At 43.4% G+C, this 16,481-nt stretch carries 20 protein-coding genes and 1 pseudogene; 8 read left to right on the plus strand and 13 right to left on the minus strand.

Features of this window, described 5'->3' with window-relative positions; translation table 11 throughout:
• Window positions 1-10: 10 nt before the first annotated feature.
• The 3 genes and pseudogenes from RMZ43_RS18570 to RMZ43_RS18580 all read right to left on the minus strand — a co-directional run.
• On the minus strand, window positions 11-514 hold the full coding sequence (locus RMZ43_RS18570; protein WP_322655999.1) for a DUF488 family protein, N3 subclade: 504 nt from the start codon (window positions 512-514) through the stop codon (window positions 11-13).
• Window positions 511-843, minus strand: a complete 333-nt coding sequence (locus RMZ43_RS18575; RefSeq protein ID WP_322655998.1) for a DUF1392 family protein — start codon at window positions 841-843, stop codon at window positions 511-513. The genes RMZ43_RS18570 and RMZ43_RS18575 overlap by 4 nt, the downstream gene beginning before the upstream one ends.
• 68 nt (window positions 844-911) lie before the next feature.
• Window positions 912-1,445, minus strand: a pseudogene (locus tag RMZ43_RS18580) (DNA cytosine methyltransferase); the annotation flags it as partial.
• A gap of 223 nt (window positions 1,446-1,668) precedes the next feature.
• Here RMZ43_RS18580 and RMZ43_RS18585 point away from each other — a divergent pair.
• The 3 genes from RMZ43_RS18585 to RMZ43_RS18595 are packed head-to-tail and all read left to right on the plus strand — an operon-like array spanning window position 1,669 to window position 4,119.
• Entirely contained in the window at window positions 1,669-2,793 is a 1,125-nt protein-coding gene (locus tag RMZ43_RS18585) for an acyl-CoA dehydrogenase family protein (RefSeq protein WP_428850895.1), read from the plus strand.
• Window positions 2,783-3,532 carry a PIG-L deacetylase family protein gene (locus RMZ43_RS18590; RefSeq protein WP_322655997.1) on the plus strand — a complete coding sequence of 250 codons (750 nt, stop codon included), beginning with the start codon at window positions 2,783-2,785 and terminating at the stop codon, window positions 3,530-3,532. Before RMZ43_RS18585 ends, RMZ43_RS18590 begins: the two co-directional genes overlap by 11 nt.
• On the plus strand, window positions 3,529-4,119 hold the full coding sequence (locus RMZ43_RS18595; protein WP_322655996.1) for a class I SAM-dependent DNA methyltransferase: 591 nt from the start codon (window positions 3,529-3,531) through the stop codon (window positions 4,117-4,119). Before RMZ43_RS18590 ends, RMZ43_RS18595 begins: the two co-directional genes overlap by 4 nt.
• A 192-nt stretch (window positions 4,120-4,311) precedes the next feature.
• Here RMZ43_RS18595 and RMZ43_RS18600 read toward each other — a convergent pair whose 3' ends face one another.
• Complete coding sequence (locus RMZ43_RS18600) at window positions 4,312-5,670, minus strand: glycosyltransferase family A protein (protein WP_428850850.1); 1,359 nt, start codon at window positions 5,668-5,670, stop codon at window positions 4,312-4,314.
• Window positions 5,671-6,003: 333 nt separating this feature from the next.
• Between RMZ43_RS18600 and RMZ43_RS18605 the strand changes: the two genes are divergently transcribed.
• Window positions 6,004-7,266 (plus strand): MFS transporter, encoded by a 1,263-nt coding sequence (locus RMZ43_RS18605; RefSeq protein WP_322655994.1) that lies wholly within the window; start codon window positions 6,004-6,006, stop codon window positions 7,264-7,266.
• A gap of 30 nt (window positions 7,267-7,296) precedes the next feature.
• On the opposite strand, the gene RMZ43_RS18610 is transcribed toward RMZ43_RS18605, so the two are convergent.
• Window positions 7,297-7,500, minus strand: a complete 204-nt coding sequence (locus tag RMZ43_RS18610) for a hypothetical protein (RefSeq protein ID WP_322655993.1) — start codon at window positions 7,498-7,500, stop codon at window positions 7,297-7,299.
• Window positions 7,497-7,622 carry a hypothetical protein gene (locus RMZ43_RS18615; protein ID WP_322655992.1) on the minus strand — a complete coding sequence of 42 codons (126 nt, stop codon included), beginning with the start codon at window positions 7,620-7,622 and terminating at the stop codon, window positions 7,497-7,499. Before RMZ43_RS18615 ends, RMZ43_RS18610 begins: the two co-directional genes overlap by 4 nt.
• Before the next feature lie 241 nt (window positions 7,623-7,863).
• On the opposite strand from RMZ43_RS18615, the gene RMZ43_RS18620 reads away from it, so the two are divergent.
• A complete protein-coding gene (locus RMZ43_RS18620) occupies window positions 7,864-8,061 on the plus strand; it encodes an NblA/ycf18 family protein (RefSeq protein WP_322655991.1) in 198 nt (65 codons plus the stop codon).
• A 291-nt stretch (window positions 8,062-8,352) separates the two neighbouring features.
• Here RMZ43_RS18620 and RMZ43_RS18625 read toward each other — a convergent pair whose 3' ends face one another.
• Window positions 8,353-8,559 (minus strand): hypothetical protein, encoded by a 207-nt coding sequence (locus tag RMZ43_RS18625; RefSeq protein ID WP_428850851.1) that lies wholly within the window; start codon window positions 8,557-8,559, stop codon window positions 8,353-8,355.
• Between the two features lie 148 nt (window positions 8,560-8,707).
• On the opposite strand from RMZ43_RS18625, the gene RMZ43_RS18630 reads away from it, so the two are divergent.
• Window positions 8,708-9,586: an MBL fold metallo-hydrolase gene (locus tag RMZ43_RS18630; RefSeq protein WP_322655990.1), complete on the plus strand. Its 879-nt coding sequence runs from the start codon at window positions 8,708-8,710 to the stop codon at window positions 9,584-9,586.
• A 356-nt stretch (window positions 9,587-9,942) separates the two neighbouring features.
• Here the strand turns inward: RMZ43_RS18630 and RMZ43_RS18635 are convergent, their stop codons facing one another.
• From RMZ43_RS18635 to RMZ43_RS18645, 3 genes are all read right to left on the minus strand, one after another.
• Window positions 9,943-10,176: a hypothetical protein gene (locus tag RMZ43_RS18635; RefSeq protein ID WP_322655989.1), complete on the minus strand. Its 234-nt coding sequence runs from the start codon at window positions 10,174-10,176 to the stop codon at window positions 9,943-9,945.
• The gene (locus RMZ43_RS18640) at window positions 10,163-10,669 is read right to left on the minus strand and encodes a DUF1993 domain-containing protein (protein WP_322655988.1); all 507 of its coding nucleotides are present in this window, start codon (window positions 10,667-10,669) and stop codon (window positions 10,163-10,165) included. Before RMZ43_RS18640 ends, RMZ43_RS18635 begins: the two co-directional genes overlap by 14 nt.
• A gap of 227 nt (window positions 10,670-10,896) precedes the next feature.
• Window positions 10,897-11,202: a hypothetical protein gene (locus RMZ43_RS18645; protein ID WP_322655987.1), complete on the minus strand. Its 306-nt coding sequence runs from the start codon at window positions 11,200-11,202 to the stop codon at window positions 10,897-10,899.
• Window positions 11,203-11,311: 109 nt separating this feature from the next.
• Here RMZ43_RS18645 and RMZ43_RS18650 point away from each other — a divergent pair, with 109 nt between their 5' ends.
• Both RMZ43_RS18650 and RMZ43_RS18655 read left to right on the plus strand, forming a co-directional pair.
• The gene (locus RMZ43_RS18650) at window positions 11,312-11,509 is read left to right on the plus strand and encodes an NblA/ycf18 family protein (RefSeq protein WP_322655986.1); all 198 of its coding nucleotides are present in this window, start codon (window positions 11,312-11,314) and stop codon (window positions 11,507-11,509) included.
• Between the two features lie 308 nt (window positions 11,510-11,817).
• Window positions 11,818-12,789: a M48 family peptidase gene (locus tag RMZ43_RS18655; RefSeq protein ID WP_322655985.1), complete on the plus strand. Its 972-nt coding sequence runs from the start codon at window positions 11,818-11,820 to the stop codon at window positions 12,787-12,789.
• On the opposite strand, the gene RMZ43_RS18660 is transcribed toward RMZ43_RS18655, so the two are convergent.
• From RMZ43_RS18660 to RMZ43_RS18670, 3 genes are read right to left on the minus strand one after another with little or no spacing between them, the layout of a single operon-like run.
• Window positions 12,769-13,098 (minus strand): hypothetical protein, encoded by a 330-nt coding sequence (locus RMZ43_RS18660; protein ID WP_322655984.1) that lies wholly within the window; start codon window positions 13,096-13,098, stop codon window positions 12,769-12,771. The genes RMZ43_RS18655 and RMZ43_RS18660 overlap by 21 nt on opposite strands.
• Before the next feature lies 1 nt (window position 13,099).
• On the minus strand, window positions 13,100-13,300 hold the full coding sequence (locus tag RMZ43_RS18665; RefSeq protein ID WP_322655983.1) for a hypothetical protein: 201 nt from the start codon (window positions 13,298-13,300) through the stop codon (window positions 13,100-13,102).
• Window positions 13,284-16,475: a plasmid replication protein, CyRepA1 family gene (locus RMZ43_RS18670; RefSeq protein ID WP_322655982.1), complete on the minus strand. Its 3,192-nt coding sequence runs from the start codon at window positions 16,473-16,475 to the stop codon at window positions 13,284-13,286. Before RMZ43_RS18670 ends, RMZ43_RS18665 begins: the two co-directional genes overlap by 17 nt.
• Window positions 16,476-16,481: the final 6 nt, after the last annotated feature.

Raw genomic sequence — 16,481 nt, forward strand, 5'->3', positions numbered from 1 at the left:
ATGGGTTTAACTAAGTAGCAATACGAGTGTAAGATTTTTCAATAAGTATACTAGTAGTAGTTAAGGTATTGGACTGACCGATACCATTACTTAATTGTGTAAGTCCAGAATCATTTTGTGTCCCATTTGTGGACATTTGGTCAGTAACTAACCCAACTTCTCCACCCCACATCTGAGGGTGCGATCGCGCAACCACCTCCCGTCCAACAATATACCTGTAGCAGAAATCCCCGATTTTCTCAAAGCAACACAGTGTAATATCTGCACTAGCCTGCTGCTGCTTTCTCACCCAAAGTTCAATCAATTGTTCTCGTGACTGAAGAATCAGCAGAAACTGACGCTCATATTCCTGTTCCGCTTCAGCATTCTGGGCTGATGACTTCCACCATTTCAGGAGTTCAGGAGTTGGAGCAAACAAAGGCAGGTGCTTACCTTTCCAGTTTTTGGGAGGGTAGAGCGAGATTGAGATGGCCTTGCCTCGGATTTCGCCACGATAGAATGAGCTATAAATCATAATCGCACCCTCTCCAAGTCATGGTCACTCACTCGTGCGATTGAATCTGCTGAAGTAAAAACCTCGTCACCTTTTTCCGATATAGCAGGTGACATCCACTCGATGTTGTAGAACCAGCAATCGTTAATCAGTTGAATCCCCCGAACTATGCGAATCGGAGGCCCATCACCGTGAAACCTAAACTCGACCAACTCGCCCAATCGAAACACAGGTTTTTCTTTAGTAACCGGTTGTAAGTTACCAGTTTCAATGAGTTCATTACCCGAAACAGTAATGTTGTCATTACGAGTAAAAACCTCATATTTCCAGCCTTGCTCCGACCATTCCACGCCAGTACAGTAACCGAATGCCTTGGCTGGTTTGACATAAACTTACCCGCTTTGGCTGTGTGAGCTTGGCTAAAGTTGGCGCACACCGGGGAGGCGTGGAGGTAATCGGGGCGACGGGGAAAACCTAGAAATCCTAACCGTGCTACTTCTTGAACTGTTAGCTGAATGATTTTGCAGCCATATTCATGAAAGTTACGGTGATGAGTTTGTGCGATTGCCCTGCTCAAGTCTGGTTTTGTGGGGTCGAACTCCACCGCAATGATTGGACGAATCCCGGCTTGCACCATCCCCGCTTCAATCCCGCCGCCACCTGCAAACAGTACTACAGCTTGAGGGGCATCATCTAGAAGAACTGGTTTTAATTTTGTGTCATCAAAATTTTTGCAGACATCTAATTTTGGCGATGTCTTTTTGGTTTTCGCTTTTATCAAAAAAGCGATAATATCTTCCCTAGTTGCCCCCTGCTGTTGCATTAAACGAATCATTGGGACAGCACCAGGGGGAATTGAGCCGATACTTTTGCCCTTCCATGCCCCGTTTATCTTCCGTTTTTCGGAGATGTCTAATGTGGGAGAATGAAGAAAATTAACAGCAAATTGCATCTCAAATAAAAGTGTACTCCATTGTCCTGAATCTCCCTTTTTGGTGAGTATAGAATCATACAAAAGATAGAGATGCTAACCGATTTAATTTAATTATTATTAACAAGATATAAAGAAATATTACAGAAAGGAGTCGGCTATTAGCATCCAATTATTAAAGAATGTCGTCATCCCAAAATGGCATAGTTCCAACATTGCTCTGGATCTCAAACGTGCCGCAGAAATTGCGGATTTTTGTTTAAACAATGCCACTGCAATCGATTGCAATACTGCTTTTCCCAAGCAAGAGTTTGAGCTAATTGCTAAGGCTGGGTTATTGGCTGCACCATTAGCGAAAGAATTAGGCGGATGGGGTGCAGGAATTGATGCTAATGTTACCTACGAGCTTTTAATGCTATTAAAGCAGATAGGGCATGGCAATCTGGCAGTTGGGCGAATTTATGAAGGACATATCAACGCCCTACAACTGATTCAGACCTTTGGTTCCATAGAACAGATCGCAAGCTGCGCTCATGATGCCCGCGATCGCCAGAAAATATTTGGCGTTTGGAATGCTGAAGCCTCTGATGGTGTGAAGATAATTCCTTGTGAGAATGGGCGTTATCGGCTCGAAGGTTCTAAAACGTTTTGTACTGGTACTGGCTATGTTGAACGTCCTTTCGTGAATGGAGTATTGCCAGAAGGCGGTTGGCAAATGTGCATTGTGCCAATGGACGAAGTGACAACAGTTAGCGATCCAGCTTGGTGGCAACCTTCTGGGATGCGAGCTACTGCTAGTTACAAAGTGGATTTTAGTGGTGTCGAGTTGGATCGGAGCTATTTAATCGGCCAGCCAGGAGATTACTATCGACAGCCTTGGTTATCTGTTGGGGTAATTCGGTTTGCTGCTGTGCAACTAGGTGGGGCAGAAGCACTGTTTAACCTAACTCGTCAGTATCTGCAAAAGTTGGAATATACAAACGATCCATATCAACAGGAACGGCTTGGCAGAATGGCGATCGCCATTGAAAGTGGTAATCTCTGGCTGCGGGGGGCTGCGGATCGAGTAGCAGCCTATGCACCAGTGTTTGGTGGCGATCCCACTATTGTTCACCCGCAAGCAAACCAACTCGTCGCCTATGCCAACATGGTCAGGACAGCAATTGAGCAAATTTGCATTGATGTGATGCATTTGTGTCAACGTTCTGTGGGAACTCGCGGCTTACTACCACCAAATCCGATGGAACGAATTATCCGAGATTTGACTCTATATCTGCGTCAACCTGCTTTTGATGCAGCCTTGGCAAATGTCGGGCAATATGTCTTGCATGAAACAAATCCGGCTTCAATAGTTTGGAATGATGAATGAATTTGGCTTGATTGCATTACCACTAGACAATCCTAATGTTTTGCCCTGGCGTTCAGTTAACGAGATCGCTTGTAGCCCGGTACTAATTGTTGCACCCCATCCTGATGATGAGACATTAGGTTGTGGAGGTGCGATCGCTCTGTTACGGTGTTTAAATTGTCATGTGCAAGTGTTAGTCATCAGTGATGGTACTCTTTCACACCCTCGTTCCCAGAAATATCCCGCAGCTAGACTCCTAGCTCTGCGGGAAGCAGAAACGCTATCAGCATTAAAATTGCTGGGTGTAGAGGTGAATGATGTCACCTTCTGTAGAATGCAGGATGGGTCAATTTCAACACAGTATCAAAGTGCAGTAGCTAGTTGTCGTGCTTACATTACAGAAATCGCCCCACAAATTATCTTTTTACCCTGGCGATATGACCCTCATACAGACCACCGAGCGACGTGGAAGTTAATTCACACAGTGCTGAATGACTTGCCCTTATCCCCCCGATTGATTGAGTATCCGATTTGGGATTGGGACTTTGACCAACGAGAGAGTCTGCCAGTACCTCTTGAGGTGACAACTTGGCGATTGAATATTAGCGCAGTGGTGGAGTTGAAACAGCAAGCGATCGCTGCTTATCGTTCCCAAACTACAGACTTAATTGATGATGATCCAGAAGGCTTTCGCCTAACTCCCGAAATGTTAGCAAATTTTACTCATCCTTGGGAAGTTTATATAGAGGAAAATCGATGAACCCGTTACAATCTAATTCCCTACCACCTAGCTACTTTGATAAACTTTACAGCGAAAATCCTGACCCGTGGAAGTTTGAGACAAGTGTTTACGAAGCTAACAAATATGCTGCCACAATCGCAGCTTTACCCAAAGAGCGCTATCGTTCTGCCTTTGAAATCGGTGGTTCCATTGGCGTTTTAACTGAAAAACTGCAAGAACATTGTGACTCATTGCTCTCAGTTGATGTCTCAAAACTGGCGCAGGATAGAGCAAAAGAGCGCTGTCAGCATCTCTCCAATATCAAGTTCCAGATTATGCGTGTTCCAGAGCAATATCCTGATGAGATGTTTGATTTGACCCTAGTCTCGGAAGTTGGCTATTACTGGTGCTGGGAAGACCTGAAAAAATCCCAGCAGTACATTCTAGAACACCTGGAACCTGGAGGACATCTACTTTTAGTTCATTGGATACTTTATGCCCGTGATTATCCATTGAGTGGGGATGAAGTTCATGACTCGTTTTTTGAGTTGACCCCAAATAAACTGCGGCATTTAAAAGGTCAACGGGATGAAGAATATCGACTTGATTTATTCGAGCGAGTTTGAAAATTGAAGAAACAGACAAGGGGAATTGTCCCCAAATCCTCTTGTCCTGTTCTCTTCTATAAAATGAGCCTTATTTTTTGATATTTAGTTTTACCAAAAAAGGCAGTTATTGCAGAGAGTAGTTTAGGCTTAGGGAAAACTGCCCTCTGCTAAGATAAAACGATCTGTGGGATGGGATGTTCTGTGACGCGCTTAGATCGAGGGTTTAAGACTCCCATTTTGTAGGCTTTTCGTAGGGTAAAGCTCTTTAGGTGGTTCCAAATCATCCGGGGTCGAATTTCTTTGGAGTTTGCTCCGAGTGAGCCGTAAACTCTCAAGACGCAAGCGCAAGTCTCCAATTGCTTGTCCAATCTCCACAAATTTCCAGCGCGAAGCCCAAATTTGTTCTGACTGCTGGCGTTCTTCGACTTGTTCAAACAACTGACCAAAGGTATAAGGTTGGGTCAATTTTTCTAAAAGCCATTGGGCTGAAACTCCCAGCATCTCTGCCAAGCATACGACGCTCTTACGATCTGGCTGATAGCCATTAAGAACGCACCACCACATCACTCGTAATTGGCGGCGGGCAACAAAACGAGTTTCGATAGCCCCTGCTGGCTCGACTACAAATGGTTGTTGTTGCCGTCCCATTTCTATCCATTCATTCAGCTGATTTGCTAAACCAACATTGGTACGTCCAATTTGTCTGGCCGAAGTTACTACTCGCACTAAAGAACTATGGCGAAAACGGGCATTTACCCGTACCAAAGCACGGTAAAAAGCTACATCTTCAGGAGTCCGCACTGGTGGTAAGCCTCCCGCCAGTGCATACATTTCTGCTGTTACTGCCAAACTCGCTCCATAGTGTTGATAATGTCTAGGAAATCTATCATCAGGGTCGGGATCGAGATAAGTTTCTAATTCAGTAATTAAATAGCGGTAGCCCACTTCACGCAGATAGCAAGCTCTGGCGTAAGGGTGTAGATCCGCACGACCAGTGCGTTCAACAAGAATTCGCCCACCTACAGCATCAGCACCACAGTTAATTTCATACAGATTGGCAGCAATCCAAGTTGGGCTTACCTGCGAGTCTCCATCAGTTGAAGCAATTACCCCCCTTGTGCGTCCTAAGCTACACAAACGACGGTATGCTTCATCCATTAAAATCTGACGCACTCGACCAATATAGGCTTGTGCAGGAGGCAGAGTTTTTTCCACTATATGCAGTGCTATATCTGGATGTTCTTGGGCGAAACTCCGGGCTATAGCTGCTGAATCATCGCTACAATTATTTGCCAACAAAATTATTTCGTAGCGTCTGGGATCTAAAAGCTGTCCTTGTAGATCAACTTGATGTATCAGGGCAGTAAGGGTTGTTGCCAACATCTGAGCTTCATTGCGAACTGGAACAATTACACAAACTTCGCAATGCGGTGAGGGTGGTATTTGGACTAAAGTTTGAGAAAAGTCTTTACCCTGCTGTACACATGGAAAGTCAGCAACGAAGAGCAAGCGTTTACTTTCCATAAAAACCATTTTTCCATCTCCAGGAGCAGCTACACAAGATTTCATCCACGATCAGAAATTATTAATATTTGTAACTCTATTTTGAATATTTTCTCATTTGTTTTGGCTCTACCTACAGTATGATTAGTGTTGATTAAAACTCTCCAAACATCAGCTATCAAAAACTAAAGTCTGTCTACTGTCACTAAAAGCTTTACTAATCAAGGCATATTTTTTATACCTTTTTGCTAACGCAAATTTCCGACGAGAAAATCATACTTAAATCATCTATCTTAGTTAATTTTTTTACTAATAATCAGTCTTAAGAATGATCAGAATAATATGACATATTATTAAGATTTATATTTTAATAGTAACTAATCAGACCAAAGCAGATTTATGCAAAAACTCAAACGTAAGATTAATAAGCTGCTTTTTGGTAGTTATAAACATTCCTTGAGTAATTCTAAAAGCACATCTGTTCGTAGTTTGGATCGGCTCAACCTTTCTTTGGGCGATGTGCGAGATGTTTTTGAACCTTACTTAGCAATTTTCTTAGCAGCAGATCGTCATTGGAATCCAGCCCAAGTAGGTATTGCTCTATCGACCACTAGCATTGCTGGAATTCTGGCACAAACACCAACGGGGGCGCTAGTTGATGCCTCTTGTCATAAACGATTAATGATTGCAACAGCTACTCTGGCTGTTGCAATTAGCTATATGGTGATTGTCAACTTTTCGGCTTTGCCTGCTGTGGTGGCAGCTCAGGCTGTCATCGGTATATCAGCAGTAATCGTTGGCCCAACAGTTTCAGCTATCTCGCTGGGAGTGGTAGGAAAAGACCGTTTAAACAAGCGGATAGGGCGCAACGAAGTATTTAACCATACAGGCAACGTGTGTGCAGCAATTGTTGCTGGTTTGTTAGGACAATTTGCTGGACGAATTTGGATTTTTTACTTTTTAGTAGTTTTGTGTGTTGCCACCATTTTTTCAGTCTTTCAGATTCGCAATCAAGATATTGACAATACAAAGGCTCGCGGTGATGAACAAGAAAATGATACTAAAGAACGTGCTACGGTTAAGGATCTGTTGGGTAATCACACGCTGATCGTATTTGCTTTGTCTGTAGTTCTGTTCTATCTGGCAAATGGGGCGATACTACCTTTAGTTAGTCAAGAGTTAACCGCAGGACAGCAAAACACTCCCTCACTCTACATTTCTGCTGCGATTGTGGTGACACAATCAACGATGATTCCCGTAGCTGGTTGGGCAGGAACGGCCGCCAACCGTTGGGGCAGAAAACCATTACTACTAATTGCTTTTGCTGCTGTTTTAGTTCGGACTGGGCTTTATACTATAAGCCACAACCCTTGGTTTTTAGTTTCAGTACAAGTTTTAGACGGCATTGCATCGGGTATTTTTACAGTACTAGTTGTAATTATTGTTGCAGATTTAACCCAAGGAACCGGGCGATTTAATCTGGCACAAGGAGCAATCAATACGATGATTGGCATCGGTGCTGCTATTAGCAACCTAGCAAGCGGTTTTTTGGTCAAAGTAGCAGGTTATAAAGTTGGTTTTATCACATTAGGCGTTATCGCTGCGATCGGACTTCTTTGGTTGTGGCTGAAAATGCCGGAAACAAAAGAATCACAACGGTAGTGGGTCTGCGTACCCTTACAGCGAAGCAAGCTACGCTTTTAGCATCTCGTAGAGAGCGTCATTGCGAACTGATAATTGCGAATTGCTTTGACGTTGGTGTGCAACTAGAATTTTGGTGAGGCTCAAAGACGAGTCCTCATAGTTAATAATCCCTGGATGCTGGATAAGAGTTAGTTCTTTTTGCTTGGGAGGAACTGACAGAAAGCGATCGCAATCTGTGCCCAACTTTTTCACGCCATCCATTCAGTCCACTGGGGCGCATCTGTCACCAATTGAGCAAATAAGTCTTGGCAAGCATCCTCAAACTCCAGCATCACGCCGCGACGCTCACCACTCTTGCCCAAAGTATTGCCCATCTTCTCCAACAGCGATCGTCAGCCGCAAGCAGAGGCGAAAAATGCTTTTAAAAACCTCAACGTAAGAAACTTTATTTACTTGGGTTGCCACAATGGAGTGATATCAAGGTTTCCAGCAGCAGATACGGCATTTATAGCCTATGTCAGTACGGTTTACACCCCTTCATCTTTTGTAAAACTATCGTAACATTTATTTATATAAAATAATATTTGCTTAACTTAGCAAACTCAAATAAAAGCTATGAACCAACCCATTGAATTATCTTTAGAACAAGAATTTAGCCTGAGAATTTTTACGGATCTTGTGCAGCAGATGTCCCGTGAACAGGCTCAAGAGTTCTTGTTAATGCTCTATAAGCAGATGATGATAAGGGAAACGACTTACCAGGAATTACTCAAACATCAGTGGGAAGTTGATTCAGGTTCAATCTTAGGTTAAAACAAACTTGCTCTGGTCACTTTAAGCGACTCAGAAGAAAACGAACACACAATTGTTTTTTTCTAGTGTGGTAAAACTTGCTAGAGATATTTTGGAAACCTAGAAAAATCGTTTTTGATTTTCTTTCGCGCAAACGTAACTAAGCCTTTCGTTTCACCTCTCAAGTTAGTTTTGCCGCTCTAGGTTTTTTTCAATGGCTTGGTAATAGTAGATTATTTGCTCCAAACTGGGAAACTGCTTGCATAACCGACTCACATTTTCGGTTTTGATGGAATAGTGAACTACTTTGACCTACACCCCCACCAACCAATCGCATACCACAGACGTACACCCCCAAGCAAAGTTAACCCAAAGGAGCCACTGCCCCAAATACCCATTACAGTAAGGCTCATCATCAGCCACTCCAACAGCCTCGCCGACTTTGGAGATTAACTCGCTGTAGCAAGAGCCAACATTGTCCAGTCCAAGGTGCATAATCGCAATACGCGCGATTTGCATGTTCAGCATTATTAAAATAACTAATCATTATTGGTTGAGGATTTACTGTTGTTTGCACTCGGAGTTTGCTGTGCCATGATGTCAACGAAATGATTGTTTGTCCGTTCGCCAAATAATGTAACATAATAATACATTTGAGGAATGCCCAATGAAAACTCAAGCGCCAAGCCTTTATCGATTCGGGCTAGGTGATTTCGGGATTACAGTACTGAGTGACGGGACAGTACCACAGGATCTTTACACCCTTCTGACCAATACGAACCCAGGTAAGATCGATAGCCTCCTTCACCGGAATTTCCTTGCAAACCCTGTCGAGACCTCGATTAATGTATTTCTGATCGATACCGGAGACCACCGCGTGTTAGTAGATACAGGTGCAGGAGAATTATTTGGATCAAAGCTGGGTGGAAGGCTACAGGCATCGCTAAAGGCGGCAGGCTGTGCGCCCGATGAAATTGATATGGTTCTTCTGACTCATATTCACACCGATCACAGCGGTGGTTTGGTCGAAAATGGACAACTGATGTTTCCAAGGGCCACCGTCTATGTAGGTCAGCCCGATGTGGATTTTTGGCTTGATCGCGCGAATGCAGAAGTAGCACAGGCTAACCGCAGAAAGTCGTTTTATGGAGCAATCAAGACGGTTGAACCTTACCTCGCGGCAGGCAAGCTGAAACCATTTTCTGGCGAGACGGTGATTCTGCCGGGGATTACATCGCTTCCCACACCTGGACATACGCCGGGACACAGTTGCTACCACGTTGAAAGTCAGGGCGAGAGCATGGAGTTCTGGGGTGACATGCTGCACGTTGCCTCGGTTCAATTGTTGCATCCTGCGATCGCAATCATTTATGATGTCGATCCTGATGCTGCTGCTTCGCAACGTGTCAAACAGTTAGCCAATGCGGAGAAAACGCGCTGCCTCGTCGCCGGTGCCCACTTGCCTTTCCCAGGATTGGGGCATATTCGTGCAGAAGATCAGGGGTATGCCTGGGTGCCGATGAACTACTCCTGGCGTGAACCTTAATCAGGACGCTTGCTCAAGTCATTTACTACGGTGACAATCGCCCAATAACCACCTTTGCCCCTGAGTTCGGGATTGGCTTTGGCTTTGAGCCTGTCAAGAAACAACTTTTACAATTTGCTATCTAGAAAGCTTACTAAAGAAATGTTCCATGATTTTAAAAGTGGGGGCTGTAATCTGGAAGATAATAATGTATCAGGTCAACAGTTAATTTCCCTAATTTGACGATAGCGGAATTAGATAAACGTAATTTGGTAGATGTATAAACGCTTCTGACCCTGATAAAGAGTAAGTTACACAGCGCATAGCCAATCGCACACCACAGACTTACACCCCGAAGCAAAGTTAACAGCCACCTGCTACTGTCCCAGATATGCCTTCCAAAACGGTTCCCCATCAGCAACGCCGATTGCATCACCAAGCTGGGAAACCAGCTGTTGGTAGAACTTTCCAACACTGTCGAGTCCTTGGCGTAATTTCAGGTTTAACCCCTTCCATCCAAGGACAAGAGGATCTTCCACTTGGGTAAATGTTTGGGAATTGTCTTGGGATTGGGTGTCAATACCTGGTGTTTGTAATTCAAGGCTGACCAAGAAAGTCTCCTTTGCCAAGTTCTACACCGCAGTGCCTAAGAATGTCATAGGCTGTTGTGACATGGAAATAAAGGTTTGGTAAAACAAAATATAGGAGAAATGGCATTCCTTGAAAAGAGAGAGTGTTGTCACGCATCTGTAGGGTAATTTCTTTCTCTTCTGAACCGTCAATTTGCTCAGGTTTAAAAGTATTTAAATGAGAGATAGTTTTTTGAATACGGTCAATAAGTTGAGGAAAAGTAGTTTCATTGTCCTCGAATTTAGGTGGTTCTATTCCTGCTAACCGTGCGGCACCTCTATTTACTATATCAGAGGCAATTTGCACTTGTTTTGATAATGGAAACATATCTGGGGAGAGACGACTATTAATCAAGACATTCGGATCTATTTTTTTAGTTTCAGCATAAGCAGCACCTTTTTCAAGAATGTTTATAAGGTTATTCAGTGCGCGAATAGACACGGGTATTAAAGCTTGGTACATTGAAATAGTCATTGAGATTTCTCCAAAAAAAGTTCAAAACACTTTGAGCCGCCCCATCTAATATTAGAGGGTATTGACTATGATGTTGTGTCAAAGAATATGGAACCAAATTTAGTTACAGATCCAAAGATACTAAATGTTTCCCCATAGTTAATAATCTCTGGATGCTGGATAAGAGTTAGTTCTTTTTGCTTGGGAGGAACTGACCTTTTAGCGATCGCTTTCTGTGCCCAACTTTCTCACGCCATCCACTCAGTCCACTGCGGGGCATCTGTCAGCAGTTGAGCAAATAAGTCTTGGCAAGCGTCTTCAAACTCCACCATTACGCTGCAACGCTCATCACTCTTGCCCAAAGGAATAATTGTATTGCCCATCTCTTCTTTTGAGCGATGGCGCTGTTTCGCCCGCCTGATTGCGATCGCCAGCCGAAAGTAGAGGCGAAAAATGCTTTTAAAAACCTCAGAGTAAGGAATATTAGAAATTAGGTTTTTACTTAGGTTGCCACAATGGAGTGATATCAAGGTTTTCAGTAGCAGATACGGCATTTCTAACCTACATCAGTACGGTTTACACCCTTTATTTTTTGTAAAGATATCGTAACATTTAGTTATATAAAGCAATATTTGCTTAATTTAGCAAACTCAAATAAAAGCGATGAATCAACCCATTGAATTATCTTTAGAACAAGAATTTAGCCTTAGAACTTTCTCTGATCAAGTGCAGCAGATGTCCCGTGAACAAGCTCAAGAGTTTTTGCTAATGTTCTATAAGCAGATGATGATAAGGGAAACGACTTACCAAGAATTGCTCAAACAGCAGTGGGAAGTTGGTTCAGGTTCAATCTTGGGCTAAAACAAATCTTGCTCCCGTTACTTTAAGCGACTCAGAAGATGACGAACAGACAATTGTCTTTTTTTTCATGCAAATCCCTCAAAGCGTGGGCGCTTTGAGGGATTTTGGGTATTGGTATTTGGTATTGGGTTTTTTGACTGCTAGGTTAAATTATTTGCTTATCTTTTCTACTGATCGCAATCTGTGCCGAAAAATCACGCCATCCATTCAGTCCGCTGCGGCGCATCTTACAAAGAATCATTGCCTCAGATTAAATAGTAATATTAAGGTGTGAGAACTGGCATATTCCTGATAGTTACACAAATCAAATGAGCGTTAAGAGTATTAGTTTAAAAAATATTAAAGTTCAACAAAACAGCATATTACAGGAAATTTTTCATTTATCTTCAAATCCTAATTATGATTCCACTCAAATACAAAAACTAAATCAGACTTTAATTCAAACAGCAACAAAAATTGAAAACATCTGTTCTAATCAACAAGCAACGCCATCAAATCTGACGAATTTATCCAGTAAAATCTACTCATGGGTTAAATTTTTGACAGATGAACAATATCTAAAACTTCACCTGAAAACTACTGGCTATGTGTTGGAAAGTGCTAAACAACTTCTTGGTATACATGGTCAAAAATCATTTAAACTAATGATTGAAATAACTAATTTAGCTGGGCTATATCAGGTTAGAAAGTCTGCTAGCACAGCGGAGATTATGATTAGTGAGGGATTTATAAATGCACCAAAAGCAGTTTTGCAAGCATTAGTGGAATCTGCTCTTGTTGGCAAGAGTCAAGATAATACACGACTCATCAGGTCATTTGCTAGTACAGAAGAATACATTGCTGTATTGTTAGAGCTTGATTTGATTGCCGAGGTAGTGGCAGAAAATCCACAAGGCAAGTTTTATAATCTAAATGAGTTATTTGATAAAGTCAATCATGAATATTTTGCAGCAAGTCTTGCCAAACCACGTTTAGCATGGAGCCGAGTTAACACTTACCGTAAATTTGGACACTACGAGTCAGCCAGAGACAGAATAGTGATGAGTTTAACCCTAGATGATGCGAAAGTACTTGGGTTCGTAGTTGAGTTTGTGTTGTATCACGAATTGTTGCACAAGTACCACGGCACGAAGTGGGTTAAAGGAAGAAGAATGGTTCAGACTAAAGAGTTCCGTATTAGTGAAAACAAGTTCAAATCTTATAACGAAGCATCAAGATGGTTAGACAAATTAACAAGAATCGAAAAACCTGATTTATCTTTAGGTAAAAATTTGATTTAGGATTTTATTGACTTGCCCGGAAAAGTAATAAACGCAGCTATGAGAAACTTCGTTATAATCAACATCAAGGCAATTTTCGGCATTTTCTAACCTACCGATCGGGCCTTTAATTTCGACTATTGATATTTGTTCACCTTCCGCTTCAATAATTGCTTGCACTCTCGATTCTGTCAGGTTATTGGGAGAGAGTGAATCTATTGATAAGCCTGTATCTATAACAATATTTGACAAAGGATAAACTGACTTACATCCATCATCCATACAAAATACTAAGCAGTTGTTTTTGACGTAAATATTAGTAATTCTCATTTCATAATTCCATAAATTGCAATATTTGTTTTATATTAAACTTTTTCGACTGATTACCATAACATGCAATTAATCGGGTGAGTTTTGTGAGGAATGACCTACACCCCCACCAACCAATCGCACACCACAGACCTACACCCGCCTCCAAACTTAACCCAAACTTGCCACTGGGATAGATACCCATTTCAAAACGGCTCACCATCAGCCACTCCAACAGTTTCGCCAAACTTGGAGACTAACTCACTGTAGGAAGAGCCAATACTGTCCAAGCCTTGCTGCAATTTTAGTTTCAGCCCTTTCCAGGCTTGTCTTTGGGGATTGGACACTACCTCTTCTAATGTTTGGGAGGTTGTGTCAGTCACTGGTGTCGATAAAACTATATTATTAGTGACTGACACCGATTCACAATTTAATGCTTCATCCCGATTTAACCACTGCCCAAAAATCGAATCACGCTGATCATCAGGGGCAACAAACTGATAAACGCACTCCCGGTTGTCTCGTGAACCAAGACGACCGACGTAATCCAACTTCAAATCAATTTTGGCAAGTAACTTCTGTGCGATCGCTACAGGAGTCAGTTTTTCCGAGATACTGACATTTAGGTAATTCTTGATAACGTGCCGATGCACAACAGCCAGTGCCTTAAACTCCATCATCTTGTCGTCAGTTCCACGTAACTGAACGTCTGGTGTAAGAAACTGCAACAGATTCAGATTTTCCAGCAACAACACCCCTGGCAATAGCTGCCCCTTGTTGAAATCCGGTTTCCAAATGGAATTCTCCCCTAATTCCAACTGCGCCTTTGCCCGTTTCGCATCACGTTTTGTCAAAAACTCCCGTCCCAGTGTCAAATAGTAGTGCATTCTCAGTTGGGGATACCAGCCATCGTCATCTTTCTCAACCAAATCAGGGGTTACGTCAATTTCGTAGCGACGGGATAATTCTGCCTTGCGCTGTTGATGTCGTTCGGTTTTGGTTTTCGCCCTTTTGTCTTGCAGCTTTTTGAATTCGGTTGGGGAGAGTTCATCAGAATTAGCGATCGCTTTACACTCCGCAGCATACAATTCAACAGACGCGGCTTTAACCGACTCGATAACAACCCCACTTTCATCGTCATCAGCATCCGAAGCATCAATAACGGTGTACCCATCTTCGACCAAACCTGCAAGAACAGACTCTCGATAGCGCCGCATTTCGACGTTAATCACAGAACCACGCTTCCCCCAAGTCTGCAATGACTCTGGCTGAAAATTCTGGTCAACAAAGCTGTAATCGTCATTGTCCGCCGCCGACAACAGCGCAATGTTAGCTTGTGTTGCAACGTGTTGGCTTCTGAGCAATCCTCCAATGGTAGTAGAACCATTGCCCACAACCGACATTCCCCACTCTCTCACCCAGATATGACGATCAACTGTTTCCCTAACCCTTGCCAACATCTGCCGCACAGAGTTAACCGGCTGCACTCCCTGAAAAATCCCCCATACACCATCAAAATGTCCTCGAATATCGATGCTGACCCCAGTTTCAAGACTTGGAGAGGCGATAACCAAATCGTACTGAGTCAGAATCTCGTTGAGATGAGCGATACAACCAAAAGCCGCATGAGAGGGGTCAGCAACAGATTCGCTATCAATTCTCAGGATTCGCAAGTGTGGGAATTTACGGCGAAAACGTTCTTCCAATGCTTGCGTTCCCCATTTTGACTTGGCTTTCTGAGCAGAACAGCATAATAAATGATGCCCACCTTTGGCAATTGCTTTGTCCAGTGTAGCGATGAGATTCTTCGGGTTACTTCCAGAATAGTTGTAACAGTTACCAGCTATGTGCCGATAGTTGTTAACGATTACGAATGGATTAACTCGATATTCACCAGCGAGTGATAAAACATACTTCACATCAGTATCTGACACATCGGCACTTGATAGGTAAATCTTTCCCTGACTGCTGCCTAAAACATTCTGTACCAGTTGCTTGAGGTTTTTGAGAACAGATACCCGACGTTTTTGCACTTCAGTACCAGAGTTGAGCAAATGCCAGAATACTTGGTCACATTCATCAATAATAATTACATCATTCGCCCAGTCGTTCGGATTGAATCGCGCCTGACTTTCCTGATGCAGCGAATCAACGCACACCCCATATCCTAATAATGTGCCTGTTTCATTAGTGCGGACTTCGGTAACATAGTTAACACCGAAGCGATTACACAACGCCTCACCCAGTTGAATACGATGGGTGATGATTAATACTCGTCTCTCTTGGTCGTGTGCCTTCGCCACCTCAGTTGCCAGCCATTCGGTTTTACCAGTACCTTTGGGAGCCTTGAGGATAATCAGTTTTTCGCCTTCGGGTACGAGAAGTTGTCCGAGGAATCTTTGGTTGAGTGCGATCGCTGGCGGGTAAGTCAGCAAAGTAAACAGCTTAATCTCCCACAACTCCAGTGCAACGGCAGTATTGTAGAGTGCGTCAAATGCCGGTTGACCGTGAGCAACGATAAAATCATCAACCCCTTTCTCTGCACCTAACGGTAAATCTATCACTCGCACTTCACAACCCTCGTTTACCAGCAGCCGTCCCATACGACTGATAGCTGTTCTGACTCGCTGGACTGTCTCAGGTTTGTTGTCCTGGTCAAAGCAGATGTTAACAATCCTCCCCTGTGTTGCAAAATGTTTCAAGTCGGGAATCAGAAAGGGTTTACCGATTGGATAGGCAGGGGAGCAGGGAGCAGGGAGCAGGGGAGAGAGATTTTCCCCTCTGCCCCCCGCACCCTGCCCCTTGTCCTCTTCCTGGGGTGTGCGGTATCCAGCGTTAACACCGGGGATAGCGATCGCAGCATAACCGGCAGTCAATAATGCCCCCGCTTTCTTGACACCTTCTACTATTGTGACTGGTACATTATGCCGCCAAACCCAGTACCAGAACCCACCAGGATGCTGCAAGTCTTCTTCGGTGATGGGGATACCAGAGCGATTTGAGACTTTTACCCAAATACGATTCGGCACTAAGAGGAAGAAAGCGCGTGTCTCGTCTCTGTATGGATGCTCGTACTTGATGAACTTGTGGATTTTCTGGCGGTCACGTCTGGGGTGGTCGGGTTTGAAGCAACCCCACATCATCAGGGCGTAGTTGTTAAGCGGGTCAACGCCATTGCACCACCAGCCGCCTAGTTCAATGTGCTGGTATTTCTTCAAATCGCGATCGCGCAATCGTCCATCATTGCGACGGGAGATTTTGGGGCTGTAGAGCAGATATTCGTAGGGTAACGTTCCGTAGAGCGATCGCACATTCAGATGAAAGATTTCTTCGTCAACTCTACTGTTGAGCCATTCTTGTAAGTGTAGAGCTTGAGAATCAGATTCGATTATACGCATATTTCC

Origin of the sequence: Nostoc sp. CmiVER01 (assembly GCF_034531135.2) — a bacterium.
Classification (GTDB): Bacteria; Cyanobacteriota; Cyanobacteriia; order Cyanobacteriales; family Nostocaceae; genus Nostoc.